Annotated in this window: 20 protein-coding genes; 9 read left to right on the top strand and 11 right to left on the bottom strand. The window is 68.1% G+C overall.

All coding sequences use genetic code 11. The features are described from left to right. Positions 1-64 precede the first annotated feature (64 nt). From KF707C_RS25985 to KF707C_RS25965, 5 genes are all read right to left on the bottom strand, one after another. A complete protein-coding gene (locus KF707C_RS25985; protein WP_003452965.1) occupies positions 65-523 on the bottom strand; it encodes a GNAT family N-acetyltransferase in 459 nt (152 codons plus the stop codon). 5 nt (positions 524-528) lie between these two features. Further along, positions 529-900: a thiol-disulfide oxidoreductase DCC family protein gene (locus tag KF707C_RS25980; protein WP_003452963.1), complete on the bottom strand. Its 372-nt coding sequence runs from the start codon at positions 898-900 to the stop codon at positions 529-531. 66 nt (positions 901-966) lie between these two features. Next, positions 967-1554 carry an LOG family protein gene (locus KF707C_RS25975; RefSeq protein WP_003452961.1) on the bottom strand — a complete coding sequence of 196 codons (588 nt, stop codon included), beginning with the start codon at positions 1552-1554 and terminating at the stop codon, positions 967-969. Positions 1555-1821: 267 nt separating this feature from the next. Next, positions 1822-2445: a LysE family transporter gene (locus tag KF707C_RS25970; RefSeq protein WP_003452959.1), complete on the bottom strand. Its 624-nt coding sequence runs from the start codon at positions 2443-2445 to the stop codon at positions 1822-1824. A 122-nt stretch (positions 2446-2567) separates the two neighbouring features. After that, positions 2568-3464, bottom strand: a complete 897-nt coding sequence (locus tag KF707C_RS25965; RefSeq protein WP_003452956.1) for a LysR substrate-binding domain-containing protein — start codon at positions 3462-3464, stop codon at positions 2568-2570. 207 nt (positions 3465-3671) lie between these two features. On the opposite strand from KF707C_RS25965, the gene amaB reads away from it, so the two are divergent. From amaB to KF707C_RS25920, 9 genes are all read left to right on the top strand, one after another. Then, the gene (gene amaB, locus KF707C_RS25960) at positions 3672-5162 is read left to right on the top strand and encodes an L-piperidine-6-carboxylate dehydrogenase (RefSeq protein WP_003452953.1); all 1491 of its coding nucleotides are present in this window, start codon (positions 3672-3674) and stop codon (positions 5160-5162) included. 57 nt (positions 5163-5219) lie between these two features. Beyond that, the gene (gene amaA, locus KF707C_RS25955) at positions 5220-6503 is read left to right on the top strand and encodes an L-pipecolate oxidase (RefSeq protein ID WP_003452952.1); all 1284 of its coding nucleotides are present in this window, start codon (positions 5220-5222) and stop codon (positions 6501-6503) included. Positions 6504-6897: 394 nt separating this feature from the next. After that, on the top strand, positions 6898-8019 hold the full coding sequence (locus KF707C_RS25950; protein ID WP_003452947.1) for a branched-chain amino acid ABC transporter substrate-binding protein: 1122 nt from the start codon (positions 6898-6900) through the stop codon (positions 8017-8019). Between the two features lie 248 nt (positions 8020-8267). Further along, entirely contained in the window at positions 8268-9182 is a 915-nt protein-coding gene (locus KF707C_RS25945; RefSeq protein ID WP_003452941.1) for an ABC transporter permease subunit, read from the top strand. A gap of 2 nt (positions 9183-9184) precedes the next feature. Continuing rightward, positions 9185-10471, top strand: a complete 1287-nt coding sequence (livM, locus tag KF707C_RS25940) for a high-affinity branched-chain amino acid ABC transporter permease LivM (protein WP_003452940.1) — start codon at positions 9185-9187, stop codon at positions 10469-10471. Next, a complete protein-coding gene (locus tag KF707C_RS25935; protein ID WP_003452937.1) occupies positions 10468-11343 on the top strand; it encodes an ABC transporter ATP-binding protein in 876 nt (291 codons plus the stop codon). Before livM ends, KF707C_RS25935 begins: the two co-directional genes overlap by 4 nt. After that, positions 11340-12056, top strand: a complete 717-nt coding sequence (locus KF707C_RS25930) for an ABC transporter ATP-binding protein (RefSeq protein ID WP_003452936.1) — start codon at positions 11340-11342, stop codon at positions 12054-12056. The genes KF707C_RS25935 and KF707C_RS25930 overlap by 4 nt, the downstream gene beginning before the upstream one ends. Positions 12057-12137: 81 nt before the next feature. Continuing rightward, positions 12138-13076 (top strand): ornithine cyclodeaminase family protein, encoded by a 939-nt coding sequence (locus KF707C_RS25925; RefSeq protein WP_003452934.1) that lies wholly within the window; start codon positions 12138-12140, stop codon positions 13074-13076. Positions 13077-13587: 511 nt separating this feature from the next. Then, positions 13588-14352 carry an SDR family oxidoreductase gene (locus tag KF707C_RS25920; protein WP_003452929.1) on the top strand — a complete coding sequence of 255 codons (765 nt, stop codon included), beginning with the start codon at positions 13588-13590 and terminating at the stop codon, positions 14350-14352. On the opposite strand, the gene KF707C_RS25915 is transcribed toward KF707C_RS25920, so the two are convergent. The 6 genes from KF707C_RS25915 to KF707C_RS25890 form a co-directional block, all read right to left on the bottom strand. Beyond that, on the bottom strand, positions 14330-15244 hold the full coding sequence (locus tag KF707C_RS25915) for a glycerophosphodiester phosphodiesterase (RefSeq protein ID WP_003452926.1): 915 nt from the start codon (positions 15242-15244) through the stop codon (positions 14330-14332). The two genes, KF707C_RS25920 and KF707C_RS25915, sit on opposite strands and share 23 nt — an antisense overlap. 176 nt (positions 15245-15420) lie before the next feature. After that, positions 15421-15993, bottom strand: a complete 573-nt coding sequence (locus KF707C_RS25910; RefSeq protein WP_003452906.1) for a HupE/UreJ family protein — start codon at positions 15991-15993, stop codon at positions 15421-15423. 92 nt (positions 15994-16085) lie between these two features. Continuing rightward, positions 16086-16697, bottom strand: coding sequence for an urease accessory protein UreG (gene ureG, locus KF707C_RS25905; protein ID WP_003452898.1), 612 nt, complete (start codon positions 16695-16697; stop codon positions 16086-16088). 13 nt (positions 16698-16710) lie between these two features. After that, positions 16711-17382, bottom strand: a complete 672-nt coding sequence (locus KF707C_RS25900) for an urease accessory protein UreF (RefSeq protein ID WP_036993278.1) — start codon at positions 17380-17382, stop codon at positions 16711-16713. A gap of 17 nt (positions 17383-17399) precedes the next feature. Next, positions 17400-17900: an urease accessory protein UreE gene (ureE, locus tag KF707C_RS25895; protein WP_003452888.1), complete on the bottom strand. Its 501-nt coding sequence runs from the start codon at positions 17898-17900 to the stop codon at positions 17400-17402. Positions 17901-18071: 171 nt separating this feature from the next. After that, positions 18072-18707, bottom strand: a complete 636-nt coding sequence (locus KF707C_RS25890; protein WP_003452885.1) for a TetR family transcriptional regulator — start codon at positions 18705-18707, stop codon at positions 18072-18074. Positions 18708-18815: the final 108 nt, after the last annotated feature.

The raw sequence follows: 18815 nt of genomic DNA, 5'->3' as shown, positions 1-18815 counted from the left end.
TTGGGGTGAGGGGAACCGTTGCGCGAGCAGGGGTTCCGCCTTGTCCCCGGGTTTCATCCAGGCGCTACGGGCAGTCTTCCTCGAACCGCAGGTGCAGGATGGGGAAGGGCTTGCCCGAGCCGTCCACTTCCGAACGGGCGTACTGGACGAACCCCAGGTGTCGGTAGAAGCCCATCGCCTGGGGGTTCTGCTCGTTCACGTCGACGCTGCGGGCGCCTCCGGCAAGGGCGTGAGCCATCAAGGCCCGGCCGATGCCCCTTCCATGGCAGGCGGGGTCGACGAAGAGCATCTCCACCTTGTCGTCGGCCGTGCCGACGAAGCCCAGGATGCGGCCTTGGGCATCCCGCAGGCAGGCCAGGCGCACCGAATCCAGGTAGGCGTCGCGGACCAGCGGCTTGAAGAACTGGATGTCATCCTCGCCGAGGAAATGGTGGGTGGCGCGCACCGCGGCCTCCCAGACTTCGGTGAGGCGCTGGCGGTCGGCGGGGGAGAGGGCGTTCAGGGTTTCGATCGGGGTGGTCATTCAATTCACCAGTGGTGTTTGCGTCGGTTCCATCGGTAGAGCAGGCGGGCGAAGGCCTTGTAGCCCAGTTGGGCGAGGCCGTGGATCAGCGGCAGGGAAAACAGCCGGGCCTTCCAGCGCTCCTTCGGCGAGTGGCGCCAGAGCACGATGAAGGCGTCCAGGCCCATGCGCTTTACGCCCCGTTCGTCCAGCAGGTGCAGGCGTTCACGGACGTATTCCAGCGTTTCTCCGATTTCCGTCACCGCCGCGTTGTCCTGGTGGATGTCGGCCCATTCCACCTGGCAGGCGGTGGTCTTGTCCTTCTGCGCCTCTATGCCGGCCCGGCACACCGGGCAGGCGCTGTTGTAGAAGACCTTGATGCGCGCGTCGTTCGCCATGGCCGGCTCCTGGTCAGCGTGGGGCCGACAGAGTGTAGGACCGCACGCGGGCGGCTGTCGCCGGGGTCAGTGGGGCTTGCGGTCGACCCATTTCGGCGCGCTGCTGGGGCGCCAGGCTTCCAGGCGGTCCAGCAGGGTGGCGGGGTGGCCACCCACCTGCAGCATGCCGCGATGCTGGTCGCGGACGAAGCGCTCTTCCACCAGGTGGTCGAGAAAATCGGTGAGCTTGTCGTAGAAGCTGTTCACTTCCAGCAGGCCCAGGGGCTTGCTGTGGTAGCCCAGTTGGCCCCAGGTCCAGACCTCGAACAGCTCTTCCAGGGTGCCGAGGCCTCCGGGCAGGGCGATGAAGGCGTCGGACAGCTCGGCCATGCGGGCCTTGCGGGCGTGCATGCCGTCCACCACTTCCAGGCGGGTCAGGCCCTTGTGGCCGATTTCAGCGTCCATCAGGCTCTGGGGAATCACCCCGATGACCTCGCCGCCGGCCGCCAGGGCCGCGTCCGCCACGGTGCCCATCAGGCCCACCGCGCCACCACCGTAGACCAGGGTGATGCCGCGCTCGGCGAGGGTATGCCCCAGCAGGGCGGCGGCCTCACGGTAGATCGGCTTGGCGCCGGGGCTGGCGCCGCAGAACACGCAGATGGATCGCAAGGTCATGCCGGGGACTCCTGGGGCGAAAAAAGCGCGCAAGAGTACCGGCTTCGAACCCAGGCTCCAAGCTGTGCGGATGGTCAGCTTCCGAACGGTAGGCCCCGCTGCGGGAGGTGAGGCTCAGTCGGCGGTGGCGCCACAGGCCCCGGCGGCGTAGGCGGCGAGCAGGCTTTGCAGGAAGTTCATGGTGCGTCTCCGGGGAGGGGGGAATGACGCAAGCCTAGACGGGCGGCGGGGGCGCCGCCCTTAGATTCTGTCCATGACGGCCATAGCTCAGGCCAGCTTCAGCAGCTCCGCGGCGGTCATCCCCGACAGCCCCAGCAGGCAGAGGCCGCACGCCAGGTAGGTGAGACGGTGCCAGAGGCTGGACGCGGCGCGGCGGAACCAGTCCACCAGGCCGGCGCAGATGAAGCACCAGAGCAATGAGGAGAGCATGAAGCCGGCGAAGAACACCGCCAGGTGGGTCGGCGTCGGCTCGGCCACGCCGATGGCGGCCATGGCGCCCCCCATGGCGGCCCAGTAGACGATGTTCTGCGGGTTGGTCAGGGACAGCGCGGCGCCGGAGGCGAAGGCCCCGCCGCTGGCGCCGCCGTCATCCGGCGAAGGTTGCGGGGGCCGGCGGGCGTCGCGCAGGGATTGCACGCCCAGCCAGGCCAGGTAGAGGGCGCTGGCGATGGTCAGGGGATAGCGCACCATGGCGCTGTCCAGCAACAGGGCGAGGCCGGTGAGGCCCAGGGCCGCCCAGGTGGCGTCCCCCACCAGGGAGCCGATCTGCACCATCAGCGCCGGCCGGTAGCCGTCCCGCAGGCCGCGCCGCAGGGTTTCGCTGAACACGGCGCCGGGAGCGGCGTTGAAGATGAAGCCGAGCAGTACGGCGGCGAGGAAGAAGGACAGCATGGGACGGGTTTCCGGTGGAGGGACGCCTATCCAAGCAGTCCGGCGAAACGATGGCAATGGGACGGGTGCGAAAATCCGTGCCCCGTGCCCGCAGGATTCCTTTTGCGACTGAAAGCGTCGCCTCAGTCCTCCTGGTCCAGCTGCTCCAGCATCCAGCGGACGAAGTCGCGCACCTTGGGCACTTCCGCCGCGTGTTCCGGGTAGGCCAGGTGATAGGCGTTGCGGCTGGGCATGGGGTGGTCCCAGGGGATCACCAGCTTGCCCTCGGCCAGTTCCTCTTCCACCAGGAAGCGGGGCAGCAGGGCCACGCCACAGCCGGCCTGGGCGGCGCGGATACACATGTAGGAGGTATCGAAGCGGGGCCCGTGGTAGCTGTGCTCGGTATGCCGGTCCTGGCTGAGGAACCACTCGTGCCAGGCCTCAGGCCGGGTGGCGTTCTGCAGCAGCACCAGCTCGGTGAGCTGGGTGGGTTCGGTGAAGGGCGTGGCCGGCATCACGCCGGGGGCGCAGACCGGCACCACTTCCTCGCTGAACAGGCGGATGCACTCGGCGCCGGGCAGGGCGCCCTGGCCGAAATAGAAGGCCACGTCGCTGCGACCCTGGGCCAGGGCGTCGGGCTCCAGTTCGTTGCGCAGGTCCAGGTGGATGTTGGGGTGGCGCAGGCGCCAGCCCTTCAGGCGGGGGATCAGCCAGCGAGCGCCGAAGGTGGGCGGCGTGGCCACCCGCAGTACCTCGGTCTCGCCGCCGTAGGACAGCATGTAGTGGGTCGACATCTCCACCTGGGCGAGGATCTTGCGTACCTCGGTGAGGTAGAGGGAACCGGCCGGGGTCAATTGCAGGCGACGCCGCACGCGGCGGAACAGCAGGTGCTGGAGCAGTTCTTCGAGCTGCGCCACCTGCTTGCTGACGGCGCTCTGGGTCAGGCTCAGCTCGTCGGCGGCGCGGGTGAAACTGAGGTGCCGGGCCACCGCCTCGAAGCATTGCAGGGCGGTGATCGACGGCATGTGGCGTTTGAGCATCGGGAAACTCGCGTGGCAGTGCGCAGCATGAATTTTCGGAATGATATGTGTCGGAAAGGTTGCTTGTTGGCAAGCCCTTTTCGCGGCTATTACTGACGCCCATCCGATTCGGCACCGAACCGGTAGGAGCGGGCTGGTCCGCGAAGCCTTCGCCCGCGAGCCGCTCCTGCAGGGTCAGTGCCATTACTCGCCGAAACAGGAGTTCCCATGGTTGCCGCGCTGCTTGACCGCCTCGGTGTCGATCCCTCCCTCTACAGCCAGGGCGATCACGCCGTTCACTCACCCATCGACGGCAGCCGCATCGGCACCGTGCGCCTGGTGGGCAAGGTGGAGGTCGAACAGGCCGTCGGGCGTGCCGCCGAGGCCTTCCAGGCCTGGCGCAAGGTGCCGGCGCCGCGCCGTGGCGAACTCATCCGCCTGTATGGCGAGGCCCTGCGCCAGCACAAGGCCGAGCTGGGCGAACTGGTGTCCTGGGAAGCCGGCAAGATCACCCAGGAAGGCCTGGGCGAAGTCCAGGAAATGATCGACATCTGCGACTTCGCCGTCGGCCTGTCGCGGCAGCTGTACGGCCTGACCATCGCCTCCGAGCGCCCGGGCCACCACATGCGCGAGACCTGGCATCCCCTGGGCGTGGTGGGCGTCATCAGCGCCTTCAACTTCCCGGTCGCCGTGTGGAGCTGGAACACCGCGCTGGCGCTGGTCTGCGGCAACCCGGTGGTGTGGAAGCCGTCGGAGAAGACGCCGCTGACCGCATTGGCCTGCCAGGCCCTGTTCGAGCGCGTGGCGAAGGACTTCAGCGAGGCCCCGGCGCACCTGTCCCAGGTGGTGATCGGCGCCCGCGAGGCCGGCGAGGCCCTGGTGGACGACCCGCGCGTGGCCCTGGTCAGCGCCACCGGCAGTACCCGCATGGGCCGCGAGGTGGCGCCCCGGGTGGCGGCCCGCTTCGCCCGCAGCGTGCTGGAGCTGGGCGGCAACAACGCCATGATCCTCACCCCCAGCGCCGACCTCGACCTGGCGGTGCGGGCGATCCTCTTCAGCGCCGTCGGCACCGCCGGCCAGCGCTGCACCACCCTGCGCCGGCTGATCGCCCACGAATCGGTGAAGGCGGAGATCGTCGAGCGCCTCAAGGCGGCCTACTCGAAGGTCCGCATCGGCCACCCGCTGCAGGGCAACCTGGTGGGCCCGCTGATCGACCGGCAGAGCTTCGAGGGCATGCAGCGCGCCCTGGAGCAGGCCCGCGCCGAGGGCGGCGTGGTCTTCGGCGGCGAGCGCCAGTTGCAGGACCGGTTCCCCGAGGCCTGGTACGTCTCCCCGGCCATCGTCGAGATGCCGGGCCAGAGCGCCGTGGTCTGCCATGAAACCTTCGCGCCTATCCTCTACGTGGTCGGCTACCAGGACTTCGCCGAGGCCATCGCCCTGAACAACGCCGTGCCCCAGGGCCTGTCCTCCTGTGTCTTCACCACCGATGTCCGCGAGGCGGAGCTGTTCCAGTCGGCGGTGGGCAGCGATTGCGGCATCGCCAACGTCAACATCGGCCCCAGCGGTGCCGAGATCGGCGGCGCCTTCGGTGGCGAGAAGGAAACCGGCGGCGGCCGCGAGTCCGGCTCCGACGCCTGGAAGGCCTACATGCGCCGCCAGACCAACACCGTGAACTACTCCCACGAACTGCCCCTGGCCCAGGGCATCACCTTCGACTGACCCGCAGAGCCCTCGCCGATCGGGGAGGGCGGCACCCCCGTGCCTAAGGAACGCCCCATGACGCTGCGCCAGGAATGCCTCTGGGAACAGCTGACCCCGCAACCGCCCGCCGGACCCGAGCTGAAGGGCGAGGTGCGTGCGGACGTCTGCGTGATCGGCGCCGGCTTCACCGGCCTCTCCGCCGCCCTGCACCTGGCCGAGGCCGGGCAGCGCGTCTGCCTGCTGGAGGCCCACAGCCCGGGCCACGGCGGTTCGGGTCGCAACGTCGGGCTGGTCAACGCCGGCCTGTGGATTCCGCCGGACGAGATCGAGGCGGGCCTCGGCCACGAGGTGGGCGCACGGCTCAACCGCACCCTCGGCGCCGCGCCATCCCTGGTGTTCTCCCTGGTGGATCGCCATGCCATCGATTGCCAGTTGCGCCGCGAAGGCACCCTGCACATGGCGCACAACGCCCGTGGCCAGGCCGACCTCGCCAGCCGCTGCGAGCAATGGCAGCGCCGTGGCGCCCCGGTGGAACTGCTCACCGGCCAGGCCTGCCGCGAGGCGACCGGTACCGAGCGCATCGCCGCCGCGTTGCTGGACCGGCGCGCCGGCACCCTCAACCCCATGGGCTACACCCGAGGCCTGGCCCGCGCGGTGCGCGCCCTGGGCGCCCAGCTGTTCGAGCGCTCCCCGGTGCAGCGCCTTGAGCGCCAGGGCGCGGACTGGTGCGTCATCACCGGGCAGGGCAGCGTGGTCGCGCCCCGGGTGGTGATCGCCTCCAACGCCTACACCGAAGGCCAGTGGACCGAACTGCGCCGCCACTTCTTCCCGGGTTACTACTACCAGGTGGCCTCCCGGCCGCTCGCCGGCACCGCCGCCGACCGCATCCTGCCGGGCGGGCAGGGCTCCTGGGACACCCGCCAGGTGCTCAGCAGCATCCGCCGCGACGCCGAGGGGCGCCTGTTGCTGGGCAGCCTGGGCAATGGCGCGGGCAAGCCGGCCTGGTTCCTGAGGGCCTGGGCCGACCGCATCCAGCGGCACTACTTCCCCTACCTGGGCAAGGTGGAGTGGGAATGCACCTGGACCGGCTGCATCGATTTCACCCCCGATCACCTGATGCGCCTCTACGAGCCGGCGCCCGGCCTGCTGGCCTTCACCGGCTACAACGGGCGCGGCGTCACCACCGGAACCGTAGTGGGCAAGGCCTTCGCCGACTTCATGCAAAGCGGCGACGAGCGGGTCCTGCCCATGCCTTTCCAGCCCATGCGCGCGGTCGCGGCGGCGGGGCTCAGGAGTTCGTTGTACGAAGCGGGTTTCTCGCTCTACCACGCGGGCCAGTGCCTGCGCGTGGTGATCTAGCCGATGGCGTCGACAGCGATGTGCCGCGGCGTGACGCAGGTCGCAAAGAAGTGCGCCCCTGTGGCTGTAAGCGCAGGCTTAGTTTCTGCAGGATGGGAGGACGAAACGGGGGGACAGTGACAGTGCAGTGTGGGAAATTTCGCGCACCAAGCGTGTGCAAATAAGTACCGCGAGTCTATTGTTACCTGACGTGCTGGCACACTGGTGTCAGGCGACTGTCGGATTCGCCCGGAAGTTTATTGGTTAAAACTGTAAGGCATTGATTTTAAATAAGAAAAATAAAATACGAGGAGGTGGGATCAGCCTTTTTGAATGCGGGAAAACAACAAGAATTAATGGCACGCCACTTGCTGAATACAAGCGCTAACCCTAAAAACCTCAGGAGCAAAACTCCATGTCGCAGAAGATTTACAGAAAAGGCTTTCTGGCTCTCGCGGTTACCGCCGCACTGGGTATTTCTTCCTTCGTACAGGCCGATGTCGTCATCGGCGTCGCCGGCCCGCACACCGGCGCCAACGCGTCCTTCGGTGAACAGTACTGGCGCGGCGCGTCCCAGGCTGCCGAAGACATCAACGCCGCCGGCGGTGTCAACGGCGAGAAGATCAAGCTGGTGAAGGCCGACGACGCCTGCGAACCGAAGCAGGCCGTCTCCGTCGCCAACCGCCTCGTTGACCAGGACAAGGCCATCGCCGTCGTCGGCCACTTCTGCTCCTCCTCCACCATCCCCGCCTCCGAGGTCTACGACGAAGCCGGCATCATCGCCATGACCCCCGGCTCCACCAACCCCGCCGTCACCGAGCGCGGCCTGTCCGGCATGTTCCGCATGTGCGGCCGTGACGACCAGCAGGGCATCGTCGCCGGCGACTACATCGTCGACGTGCTGAAGGCCACCAAGGTCGCCATCATCCACGACAAGGACACCTACGGTCAGGGCCTGGCCGACGCCACCAAGGCGCAGCTGGCCAAGCGCGGCGTGAAGGAAGTCCTGTACGAAGGCCTGACCCGTGGCGAGAAGGACTTCAACGCCCTGGTCACCAAGATCCGCGCCTCCGGCGCCGAGGTCGTCTACTTCGGTGGTCTGCACCCCGAAGCCGGCCCGCTGGTCCGCCAGATGCGCGAGCAGGGCCTGACCGCCAAGTTCCTCTCCGGCGACGGCATCGTCACCGACGAACTGGTCACCACCGCCGGCGGCCCGCAGTACACCAAGGGCGTGCTCATGACCTTCGGCGCCGACCCGCGCAAGATCGAGGACGGCAAGGCCGTGATCGAGAAGTTCCGCGCCGGCGGCTTCGAGCCGGAAGGCTACACCCTCTATGCCTACGCCACCCTGCAGGCCCTCGCCGCCGGCTTGAACGGCGCGGGCGCCAATGACCCGGCCAAGGCCTCCGAATGGCTGAAGAGCAATCCGGTGCAGACCGTCATGGGCAAGAAGGAGTGGGATTCCAAGGGCGACCTGAAGGTCTCCGACTACGTGATCTACGAGTGGGATGACCAAGGGAAGTACCACCAGCAGTGAGTGGCGGCCAGGATCGGCTGAGCGTGTCCCGCTCGGTGGATCCTGATCCGGCACCTGATTTAGCTCGGCTGACTGGCCTGACGCCATCCGCGTCCGGCCGGTCGGTGCATTCCGGGAAACTGCTGAAGTCCTTATCCGCTTGAGCCGGGAGTCCGCTCCCGTTCTGGTCATTCAGTGGTACCCGTCTGATTCCACTCGCGGGGGCCGGCCGAACCCAAGGCCGGTCCTCCAAAAGACGAGACAGTGAGATGGACGGCATCATCCTGCAACAGCTGATCAACGGGCTGACCCTCGGGGCGGTCTACGGCTTGATCGCCATCGGCTACACCATGGTTTACGGCATCATCGGCATGATCAACTTCGCCCACGGCGAGGTGTACATGATCTCCGCCTACATCGCCGCGATCACCCTGGCCATCCTGGCCTTCTTCGGACTCGAATCCTTCCCGCTGCTGATCCTCGGCACCCTGCTGTTCACCATCTTCGTGACCGGCGTCTACGGCTTCGTGATCGAACGCATCGCCTACAAGCCCCTGCGCAACTCCACCCGCCTGGCGCCGCTGATCTCCGCCATCGGCATGTCGCTGATCCTGCAGAACTACGTGCAGCTCAGCCAGGGCGCCCGCCAGCAAGGCGTGCCCACCCTGCTGGACGGCGCCATCAAGTTCCATGTCGGCGAAGGCTTCGTGCAGCTCACCTACACCAAGGTGTTCATCCTGGTGGCGGCCTTCCTCGGCATGGCGCTGCTGACCTACATCATCCAGCGCACCAAGCTCGGCCGCATGTGCCGCGCCACCCAGCAGGACCGCAAGATGGCCTCCATCCTCGGCATCAACACCGACCGGGTCATCTCCTACGTCTTCGTCATCGGCGCCGCCATGGCCGCCCTGGCCGGCGTGCTGATCACCATGAACTACGGGACCTTCGACTTCTACGCGGGCTTCATCATCGGCATCAAGGCGTTCACCGCCGCGGTGCTCGGCGGCATCGGCTCGCTGCCCGGCGCCATGCTCGGCGGCATCATCCTCGGGGTCGCCGAGGCGCAGTTCTCCGGCATGGTGAACACCGACTACAAGGACGTGTTCAGCTTCTCGCTGCTGGTGCTGATCCTGATCTTCCGTCCCCAGGGCCTTCTGGGCCGCCCGCACGTCGCCAAGGTGTAACCATGTCCTCCGCCATTGCCAGGAAACCCCTGGATCTCAAGAAGAGCCTGGTCGACGCCGTCATCGCCGGCCTGCTCGCCCTCATCGTCTTCGGGCCCGTCATGGGCGTGGTGCTCGACGGCTACGGCTTCAACCTGGAGTTCGGCCGTGTCGGCGTGATGATCGCCGTGGTCATGGTCGGCCGCTTCCTCCTCAGCCTCTACCTGCAGACCGCCCGTGGCGAGGCGCTGACGCAGCGCATCGAGAGTGCCGGCTCCGGCGTTCACGTGCGCGATCCCGGCTACCAGAGCCGCTTGCGCTGGATCATCCCGCTGCTGGTGGTGGCCGCGGTGATCTTCCCCTTCTTCGCCAGCAAGTACCTGCTCACCGTGGTGATCCTCGGCCTGATCTACGTGCTGCTGGGCCTGGGGCTGAACATCGTGGTAGGCCTCGCCGGCCTGCTGGACCTGGGCTACGTGGCCTTCTACGCCATCGGCGCCTACGGCCTGGCGCTGGGCTACGAGCACCTGGGCCTGGGCTTCTGGACCGTACTGCCGCTGGCCGCCCTGGCCGCCGCACTGGCCGGCGCCATCCTCGGCTTCCCGGTGCTCAGGATGCACGGCGACTACCTGGCCATCGTCACCCTCGGCTTCGGCGAGATCATCCGCCTGGTGCTGAACAACTGGCTCAGCTTCACCGGCGGCCCCAACGGCATGTCGGCCCCCAGTCCGACCCTGTTCGGCCTGGAGTTCGGCCGCAGGGCCAAGGAAGGAGGGGTGCCGATCCACGAGTTCCTCGGCATCGCCTACAACCCCACCCTGAAGTTCGTGTTCATCTACGGCGTGCTCTTCCTCACCGTGCTGCTGGTGCTCCACATCAAGCACCGGCTCACCCGGATGCCGGTGGGGCGCGCCTGGGAAGCCCTGCGCGAAGACGAGATCGCCTGCCGCGCCATGGGACTCAACCACGTGCTGGTGAAACTTTCGGCCTTCATGCTGGGCGCCTCCACCGCCGGCCTCGCCGGGGTGTTCTTCGCCACCTACCAGGGCTTCGTGAACCCCTCGTCCTTCACCTTCTTCGAATCGGCCCTGATCCTCGCCATCGTGGTCCTCGGCGGCATGGGCTCCACCGTCGGCGTGGTGATCGCCGCCTTCGTGCTCACCGTGGCGCCCGAGTTGCTGCGGACCTTCGCCGACTACCGAGTCCTGCTCTTCGGCCTGCTTATGGTGGTGATGATGATCTGGCGACCACGTGGCCTGATCCGTGTCAGCCGTGCCGGTTTCGCCCCGCGTAAAGGAGTCGCCCCATGAGCAGCGAAAACATCCTCAGCGTCGAACGCCTGATGATGCACTTCGGTGGCATCAAGGCGCTCAACGACGTCAGCCTGGAGATCAAGCGCGGCTCCATCTCCGCCCTGATCGGCCCCAACGGTGCCGGCAAGACCACAGTGTTCAACTGCCTGACCGGCTTCTACAAGGCCACCGGCGGACGCATCCGGCTCAATGCCCGGGGCGTCAGCACCGATGTCATCAAGATCCTCGGAGAGCCCTTCCAGCCCACCGACTTCGTCAACCCGGCGCAGTTCGGCAGCCGCCTCTGGTACAAGATGTTCGGCGGTACCCACCTGGTGAACCGCGCCGGCCTGGCGCGCACCTTCCAGAACATCCGCCTGTTCAAGGAGATGTCGGTGGTGGAAAACCTGCTGGTGGCCCAGCACATGTGGATCAACCGCAGCCTGCTGGCCGGCGTCTTCAACACCCCGGGCTTCCGCAAGGCCGAGGACGACGCCCTCAACCACGCCTTCTACTGGCTGGAAGTGGTGGACCTCACGGACTGCGCCAACCGCCTGGCCGGCGAACTCTCCTACGGCCAGCAGCGCCGCCTGGAAATCGCCCGGGCCATGTGTACCCGGCCGCAGATCGTCTGCCTCGACGAGCCGGCCGCCGGCCTCAACCCGGCCGAGACCGAGGCGCTCAGCCGGATCATCCGCAAGCTGCGGGACGAGCATGACCAGACCGTCCTGCTGATCGAACACGACATGGGCATGGTGATGAGCATTTCCGACCACATCGTGGTGCTGGACCATGGCGAGGTGATCGCCCAGGGCACGCCCTACGATATCCGCAACGATCCGAAGGTGATCGCCGCCTACCTGGGCGCCGAAGAGGAGGAAGTGGCATGAGCGCGCCCCTCCTGGAGTTCAAGGACGTCGACGTCTTCTACGGCCCCATCCAGGCCCTGAAGAAGGTCAGCCTGCACATCGACGAAGGCGAGACGGTGAGCCTGATCGGCGCCAACGGCGCCGGCAAGTCCACCCTGCTGATGTCCATCTTCGGCCAGCCCCGCGCGGCCTCCGGCACCATCGTCTACCGGGGCACCGAGATCACCCACAGGTCCGCCCACTACGTCGCCTCCAATGGCGTCGCCCAGTCGCCGGAAGGGCGCCGCGTGTTCCCCGACATGAGCGTCGAGGAAAACCTCCTGATGGGCACCATCCCCGTCGGCATGGACCACGCGGACGAGGACATGCAGCGCATGTTCGAGCTCTTCCCGCGCCTCAAGGAACGCCGCAACCAGCGGGCCATGACCATGTCCGGCGGCGAGCAGCAGATGCTCGCCATCGCCCGGGCGCTGATGAGCCGGCCCAAGCTGCTGCTGCTGGACGAACCCTCCCTGGGCCTTGCGCCCATCGTGGTCAAGCAGATCTTCCAGACCCTCAAGGAACTGGCCCAGACCGGCATGACCATCTTCCTGGTGGAGCAGAACGCCAACCACGCCCTGAGGCTCTCCGACCGCGCCTACGTGATGGTCACCGGCGAGATCCGCATGAGCGGCACCGGCGAGGAGCTGCTGGGCAACCAGGAGGTGCGCAACGCCTACCTCGGAGGCCACTGACCGCGCGCCTTCCCCCTCGCCCTCCGGGAGAGGGCGGGGGAGGGAGGAGGGTCCGCGCTCGACTTCCCCAAGGAGACTGCCATGCAATCCCTCCGCTTCTTCACCAACGCCGAGGTCGCCTCGACGCTGGCTTATCCACAGCTGATAGAGGCCCTCCGCCACGGCCTGGCGAACCCCGCCGAGGCGCCGGTGCGGGCCACCCACGCCTTGCCGGACGAGGCTTCGCTGCTGTGCATGCCGGTCTGGCGGAAGGGCCAGGGCGTCGGCGTCAAGCTGGTCACCGTGTTTCCCCACAACGGCGCCAAGGGCCTGCCTTCGGTGTCGGCCCTCTTCACCCTGTTCGACGACGCCACCGGCCAGCCCCTGGCGGTGATGGAGGCCTCCGAACTCACCGCCCGGCGCACCGCCTGCACCTCGGCACTGGCCGCCAGCGCCCTGGTGCGCCACGACGCCAGCCGCCTGCTGGTGGTGGGCACCGGCACCCTCGCGGCGCACCTGGTGCGCGCCCATTGCGTGGTGCGCCCCTATGCACGCGTGGAACTCTGGGGACGCCGGCCGGAAAAGGCCGCCGAACTGGCGCGCAGCCTGGCCGCGGAAGGCTACCCGGTGCAGGCGGCCAGCGACCTGCAGGCCAGCGCCCAGCAGGCGGACTGCATCAGCTGCGCCACCACCTCCACCTCGCCGCTGATCCTGGGCGACTGGCTGCACCCCGGCACCCACCTGGACCTGGTGGGCGCCTTCCTGCCCAGCATGCGCGAGACCGACAGCGCCGCCGTGGCCCGTTCACGCATCGTCGTCGACACCCGCGCCGGCGCCCTGGAAGAGGCTGGCGACCTGCTGTGCGCCATCGCCGAAGGGGCCATCACCGAACAGAGCATCCACTTCGAGCTCACGGACCTGCTTCACGGCCGGGGCCATCGCCAGACCAACAGCGAGATCACCCTGTTCAAGTCCGTGGGCCACGCCCAGGAAGACCTGGTCGCGGCACGGCTTGTGCTGGCCGCGGCGGGCGAATCCTAGCGGCCCGGTATCCCCTCGCCCTCCGGGAGAGGGAAGCCGGAACGGCTGGGTGGCGCGTCTTCCGTCCATTGCGGCGGTGCGCGCGGGCACCCTGCAGGTCGAGCACGGACAGCCCCCTCTCCCTCCGGGAGAGGGTTGGGGAGAGGGAGGCGGGAGCGGATTTCTGTCCCCATTCCCTGTGCAGCACCCTGTGGATAACCTGGTGGCAGTCTTCCCAGGCGGCCAGTTCACGCCGGCTGCAAGCCGTCGATCAACTTTTGCCCAGTGCCTGGCAAATCCCTTGAAAACAGTGACTTGGCGTTTTTCACCAAGGTTGCCCCAGGCGCGGCCACTTGTCGCCGCACGCTGTGCGGAAAGCTGTGGATAAGCTTGGGAATAACCGCTGCGGGGCCCATGGCCGCTGGGCTGGCGCCGGTTGCTCGTTTTTTCGTCAGCGGCGGGATCATCGGGATCGCGTAACCTATGCCGGTCTTATCGCAACGGGCCCGTGCCCCAGAGCAAGGAGAAGAGCATGACTTCCACTGTTTTCATCACCGGCGCCACCTCCGGATTCGGCGAGGCCTGCGCCCGCCGCTTCGCCCAGGCCGGCTGGTCGCTGGTGCTGACCGGCCGCCGCGCCGCCCGTCTGCAGGCCCTCAAGGACGAGCTGTCGGCACTGACCGATGTGCACACCCTGGAACTGGACGTGCGTGACCGCAAGGCCATGGAAACCGCCATCGAGGGGCTGCCGGAGCGCTACGCCAAGGTGCGTGGCCTGATCAACAACGCCGGCCTGGCCCTGGGCGCCGACCCGGCGCCCAAATGCAGCCTGGATGACTGGGACACCATGGTGGACACCAACATCAAGGGCCTGATGTACAGCACCCGCCTGCTGCTGCCGCGCCTGATCGCCCACGGCCGTGGCGCCAGCATCGTCAACCTCGGCTCCGTGGCGGGCAAATGGCCCTACCCGGGCAGCCACGTCTATGGCGCCACCAAGGCCTTCGTCGCCCAGTTTTCCCTGAACCTGCGCAACGACCTGGTGGGCACCGGCGTACGGGTCAGCAACATCGAGCCGGGCCTTTGTGAAAGCGAGTTTTCCCTGGTGCGCTTCGGCGGCGACCAGGCCCGCTACGACGCCACCTACGCCGGCGCCGAACCGATCCAGCCCGAAGACATCGCCGAGACCATCTTCTGGATCATGAACCAGCCGGCGCACATCAATATCAACAGCCTGGAGCTGATGCCGGTGAGCCAGACCTGGGCCGGCCTCTCTATTCATCGCTCAACGACGTGATGCGGGTGGACCGCCCCAGCAGTTGCAGGGCGCGGTCAGGGTAGTCGGTGATCAGCCCGCTGGCGCCCATGTCCAGCAGGTGCCGCATCGCCGGCTGCTCGTTGATGGTCCAGAGCTGCACCGCCAGGCCCCGCTGCCGGGCGGTGTCCATCAGCCCGGGGCTGGCCACCCGCAGGTTGCCGCTGTGTTCGGGGATCTGCAGGGCCTGGTAGGACGGGCTGACCAGGCCACCGAGGCCGATCCAGTCCAGGGCCACCAGCAGGCGCACGGACGTGGGCCCGGCCGCGGTGGCGACCTCCGGGCAGAGGGAACGGAAACGCTTCAGGCTGCGCTCGTAGAAGCTGCCCACCAGGACCTTGTCCCGTTGCCCGTGCGCCTTCAGCAGGTCGCAGAGGGCATCTTCCATGCCGACGTCCGGCACCTTGATCTCCACCACCTTGGGGTAGTCCGGGAAGCGTTCCAGCACCTCGGCGAAGGTGGGGATGCGAATGCCCTGGCCGCGATAGGGATGGCTCTCGCCGCCGTCGGCGCTCCAGCGGTAACCGGCGTCCAGGGCCCGCACCCGGTCCAGGTCCAGCTCGGCGATGGCGCCGCTGCCGTTGGTGGTGCGGTCCACCAGGGCGTCGTGCAGCACCACCAGTTGGCCGTCGCGGCTCAGGCGCAGGTCCATCTCCAGCATGTCCACCTTGAGGGCGGCGGCGCGCTCGAAGGCGAACAGGGTGTTCTCCGGCCAGAGGCCGCGTCCGCCACGATGGGCGATCACCAGGGGCGCCTCGCCGAAGCCGGCGAGTACCGCCGGCCGCTGCGCCGGGCGGCTGGTCAGGGCCAGGGCCAGCAGGGCGACGGCCAGGAGAAGAAGGGGAGCGAGACAGAATCGGGCGAAGCGCTTCATGTTGTTGTTATCCGCAGGGGCGTGGACGGGCGTGCCGAATCAAACGCGGGGACTATGACAAAGACATGAAGGTGGGGCGAGGGGCGGAACGGCGCGATGTGAGCCGTGCCCATCGATTGCCCGGCGCGCCCCGGATCGATGGGGTTCGCCGAGCTCACCCCATCGCCTCTGGTGGCTCAGCCCGCCAGCAGCCACACCCCGGCGCCGGCCGAGGCGCCACCGGCGAGGCGTACCAGCGGCGCGGCGGCCCGTGGCAGGGCGCGGACCAGGCCGTAGCCGGCGGCGTGCAGGGCGGCGGTGGCGGCGACGAAACCGGCGGCGTAACCCCAGGGGCTGGCCAGGTCCGGCAGCTCCAGTCCGTGGGCGACGCCGTGGGCCAGGGCGAACAGCGCGGTCAGGCCCAGCGCCAGCCACAGCGGCGGACGCACCGCCAGGGCCACCAGCAGGCCGAAGGCCAGGACGGAGCCGGCGATGCCGGTTTCCATCAGGGGCATTTCCACGCCGGCGAAGCCCGCCAGGCCGCCCAGCAGCAGGGTGCCGACGAAGACCAGGGGCAGCGCCCAACGGGCCCGGCCTTGTTGTTGCGCGGCCCAGAGGCCGACCGCCAGCATGGCCAGCAGGTGGTCGAGGCCGGCGATCGGGTGGGCCAGGCCCGCCGCCAGGCCGGAGTGATCGTGCCCGGCGTGGGCGAAGGCCAGGGCCGGGGTGAGGAACAGGGCAATGGCGAAGAGGGATTTGCGCAGGTTCATGGTGAAGCTCCTTGTTCACATGAGAGCGAGCGTGGCAGTCGATCACCCTCGCTCCCCCAGTCCCTCTCCCAGAGGGCGAGGGGTGATTGAAGTCAGGCCGTCAGCAGGCCCTGTGTCTCGATGAAGGCGATGATCTCGTCCAGTCCCTGGCCGACCTTTTGGTTGCTGAAGACGAAGGGGCGTTCGCCGCGCATCTTGCGGGCGTCGCGGTCCATCACGTCCAGGGAGGCGCCGACCATCGGCGCCAGGTCCACCTTGTTGATCACCAGCAGGTCCGACTTGCAGATGCCGGGGCCGCCCTTGCGCGGCAGCTTGTCGCCGGCGGACACGTCGATCACGTAGATCGTCAGGTCCGAGAGCTCCGGGCTGAAGGTGGCGGACAGGTTGTCGCCGCCGGACTCCACCAGGATCAGCTCCAGGCCCGGGAAGCGGCGGTTGAGCTGGTCCACGGCCTCCAGGTTGATGGACGCGTCCTCGCGGATGGCGGTGTGGGGGCAGCCGCCGGTTTCCACGCCGATGATCCGCTCCGGCGCCAGGGCCTCGTTGCGCACCAGGAACTGGGCGTCTTCCTGGGTGTAGATGTCGTTGGTCACCACGGCCAGGTTGTAGCGGTCGCGCAGGGCACGGCAGAGGGCCAGGGTCAGGGCGGTCTTGCCGGAGCCTACCGGGCCGCCGATGCCGACGCGCAGGGGTTGGCTGTTCATGGGTGGGTTTCTCCTAGGATCGGAACAGACGGCTGTACTGGCGCTCGTGCGCCATGCTCGCCAGGGCCAGGCCGAAGGCGGCGCCGCCCCAGTGGTTCGGTTGAATCTCGCTGGCCGTGCGCCGCGCCTGGTCCAGCTGCGGCAGCAGGGCCGAGGTGAGGCGCTGGGCGGCCTGCTGTCCCAGGGGCAGGGTCTTCATCAGTACCGCCAGCTGGTTTTCCAGCCAGCCCCAGAGCCAGGCGGCCAGGGCGTCCCGGGGCGGAATGGCCCAGGCGCGCGCGGCCAGTGCCCAGGCCACGGCCAGGCCGGGCTCTCGCAGCGCGCGGAGCAGGGCGCGGGCGGCGTCATCCTGTTCGGGCAGGTCGTCCAGCAGTTGTTGCAGGGAGTAGCCCATCTGCCGGCTTTCCAGGTGCAGTTCGCGGGTCTCGCGGCTGGCGCGGTGCTGGTCCGCCAGCTGCTTCAGGCGTTCCCAGTCCCCGGCGGCGGCGGCTTCGCAATGGGCCAGCAGCAGGGGCGCCTCGAAGCGCGCCAGGTTCAGCGACAGATGGTCGCCGATCCAGCGCGCGGCACTGTCCGGGTCGTGCACCAGGCCACTGTCCACGGCCAGCTCCAGCCCCTGGGAATAGCTGTAGCCGCCGATGGGCAACTGGGGGCTGGCCAGGCGCAGCAGCTGCCAGGCGGCCAGCGAGGGTGCGCCCTCGGTCACCTGCGCACACCGAACTGATGCAGGCGCGGCGCGTAGTTGAAGTCCGCCTCCAACTGATGGGAATGGTGATGGCCACCGCCGTAGGCGCCGTGCTCGGGCTGGAAGCCGGCTTCCACCGCCTCCACCCGCGCACCCAGCTGCTCCAGCATGGCCTGCAGCACATAGTCGTCCAGCAGGCGCAGCCAGCCGTCGCCCACCTGCAGGGCCACATGGCGGTTGCCCAGATGATAGGCGGCGCGGGTGAGTTCGAAGGCGTTGGCGCAGGTGACGTGGAGCAGCGCCTCGGGGCGGGCGCGCACGCGCACCACGCGGCCGTCCTGGGCCTTCAGGAAATCGCCGTCGCGCAGGGGCGGCTGGCCCCGTTCGAGGAACAGGCCGACGTCCTCGCCCTTGACCGTGAAGCAGCGCAGGCGGCTCTTGCTGCGGGCCTCGAAGGTCAGCAGCAGCTCTTCGTCCCAGCTCGCCTGGGCTTCTGTTCGTTCGTGGATGACCAGCATCGGGTGAATCCGGCAGTGTGCAATGCCGGGGCTAGAGCAAGGGGCTTGCCAAGATGGCGGAGGGCCTGATTGGCCGGGGCTTGCGCCTGGCGATGCCTGACGCTGGGGCGTTGCGCGGGTCCGAAATGGTGCGCGGCGCACCGCTGCGGTGCGTCCATCCTGGCGAGTCGGTCAGTTTTCCGGCTTGCCGGGCCCCATCCAGTGCTTGCCGCCGATCATGATGAAGCGCAGTTGCTGGGTGACCTTGCTGGCGGGCAGCAGGTGCGGCGGCAGGTTGTCCGCTGGCGGGTCGATCAGTTCCGGCAGGGTGGCGAACACCGTCTTCACCACCAGGTCCGCCACCAGGTCAAGGCCCTCGTCGTCCAGCTGCGGCATGCGCCTGATCAGCTTGAGGTCGGCGGCCAGGTCGTCGGTGATGCGCTGGCGCAGGGCGCCGATGGCCTGGCGCACCGGCTGCGAGCCGCCGTACTGCTCGCGGGCGAGGAAGAGGAACTGCCCCCGGTTGGCGGCCACCGCATCGAGGAAGATGCGCACCGAGGCCTCGATGATCCCGCCCAGCTCGAACTCGTTGTGGCGCACCATGCGGATGGTGGCGCGGAAGGTCTCGCCCACTTCCTCCACCAGGGCGAGACCCAGCTGGTCCATGTCGCTGAAGTGGCGATAGAACCCGGTGGGCACGATACCGGCGGTGCGGGCCACTTCCCGCAGGCTCAGGCTGCCGAAGCCACGACCGCTGTCCATCAGGAGGCGCGCGGCGTCCATCAGGGCGTGGCGGGTCTGCTGCTTCTGTTCCGAGCGTTGGGTCATGGGACGCGGCCGATTGCGAGGGTGCGGCGCACTCTAGCAAATGGCCTTCGCGGGCGTCGAACCCCGATCCGCAGGGCCTGTCCGAGCGTCACAAACAACAAGCCCGGC

The organism is Pseudomonas furukawaii (assembly GCF_002355475.1).
GTDB classification, from domain to species: Bacteria; Pseudomonadota; Gammaproteobacteria; order Pseudomonadales; family Pseudomonadaceae; genus Metapseudomonas; species Metapseudomonas furukawaii.
The sequence above is the reverse complement of the archived record's forward strand: the minus strand, read 5'-3'. Positions and strand labels throughout refer to the sequence as shown.

What these genes read in the sequence shown, in the direction of transcription:
- KF707C_RS25950 (WP_003452947.1), top strand. Translation starts at nt 6,898, where the DNA reads ATGTCGCAGAAGATTTACAGAAAAGGCTTTCTGGCTCTCGCGGTTACC.
- ureG (WP_003452898.1), bottom strand. Translation starts at nt 16,697, where the DNA reads ATGAACAGCCAACCCCTGCGCGTCGGCATCGGCGGCCCGGTAGGCTCC.
- KF707C_RS25890 (WP_003452885.1), bottom strand. Translation starts at nt 18,707, where the DNA reads ATGACCCAACGCTCGGAACAGAAGCAGCAGACCCGCCACGCCCTGATG.
- amaB (WP_003452953.1), top strand. Translation starts at nt 3,672, where the DNA reads ATGGTTGCCGCGCTGCTTGACCGCCTCGGTGTCGATCCCTCCCTCTAC.
- KF707C_RS25920 (WP_003452929.1), top strand. Translation starts at nt 13,588, where the DNA reads ATGACTTCCACTGTTTTCATCACCGGCGCCACCTCCGGATTCGGCGAG.
- livM (WP_003452940.1), top strand. Translation starts at nt 9,185, where the DNA reads ATGTCCTCCGCCATTGCCAGGAAACCCCTGGATCTCAAGAAGAGCCTG.
- amaA (WP_003452952.1), top strand. Translation starts at nt 5,220, where the DNA reads ATGACGCTGCGCCAGGAATGCCTCTGGGAACAGCTGACCCCGCAACCG.
- KF707C_RS25930 (WP_003452936.1), top strand. Translation starts at nt 11,340, where the DNA reads ATGAGCGCGCCCCTCCTGGAGTTCAAGGACGTCGACGTCTTCTACGGC.
- KF707C_RS25965 (WP_003452956.1), bottom strand. Translation starts at nt 3,464, where the DNA reads ATGCTCAAACGCCACATGCCGTCGATCACCGCCCTGCAATGCTTCGAG.
- KF707C_RS25970 (WP_003452959.1), bottom strand. Translation starts at nt 2,445, where the DNA reads ATGCTGTCCTTCTTCCTCGCCGCCGTACTGCTCGGCTTCATCTTCAAC.
- KF707C_RS25910 (WP_003452906.1), bottom strand. Translation starts at nt 15,993, where the DNA reads ATGAACCTGCGCAAATCCCTCTTCGCCATTGCCCTGTTCCTCACCCCG.
- KF707C_RS25945 (WP_003452941.1), top strand. Translation starts at nt 8,268, where the DNA reads ATGGACGGCATCATCCTGCAACAGCTGATCAACGGGCTGACCCTCGGG.
- KF707C_RS25925 (WP_003452934.1), top strand. Translation starts at nt 12,138, where the DNA reads ATGCAATCCCTCCGCTTCTTCACCAACGCCGAGGTCGCCTCGACGCTG.
- KF707C_RS25935 (WP_003452937.1), top strand. Translation starts at nt 10,468, where the DNA reads ATGAGCAGCGAAAACATCCTCAGCGTCGAACGCCTGATGATGCACTTC.
- ureE (WP_003452888.1), bottom strand. Translation starts at nt 17,900, where the DNA reads ATGCTGGTCATCCACGAACGAACAGAAGCCCAGGCGAGCTGGGACGAA.
- KF707C_RS25985 (WP_003452965.1), bottom strand. Translation starts at nt 523, where the DNA reads ATGACCACCCCGATCGAAACCCTGAACGCCCTCTCCCCCGCCGACCGC.
- KF707C_RS25915 (WP_003452926.1), bottom strand. Translation starts at nt 15,244, where the DNA reads ATGAAGCGCTTCGCCCGATTCTGTCTCGCTCCCCTTCTTCTCCTGGCC.
- KF707C_RS25980 (WP_003452963.1), bottom strand. Translation starts at nt 900, where the DNA reads ATGGCGAACGACGCGCGCATCAAGGTCTTCTACAACAGCGCCTGCCCG.
- KF707C_RS25975 (WP_003452961.1), bottom strand. Translation starts at nt 1,554, where the DNA reads ATGACCTTGCGATCCATCTGCGTGTTCTGCGGCGCCAGCCCCGGCGCC.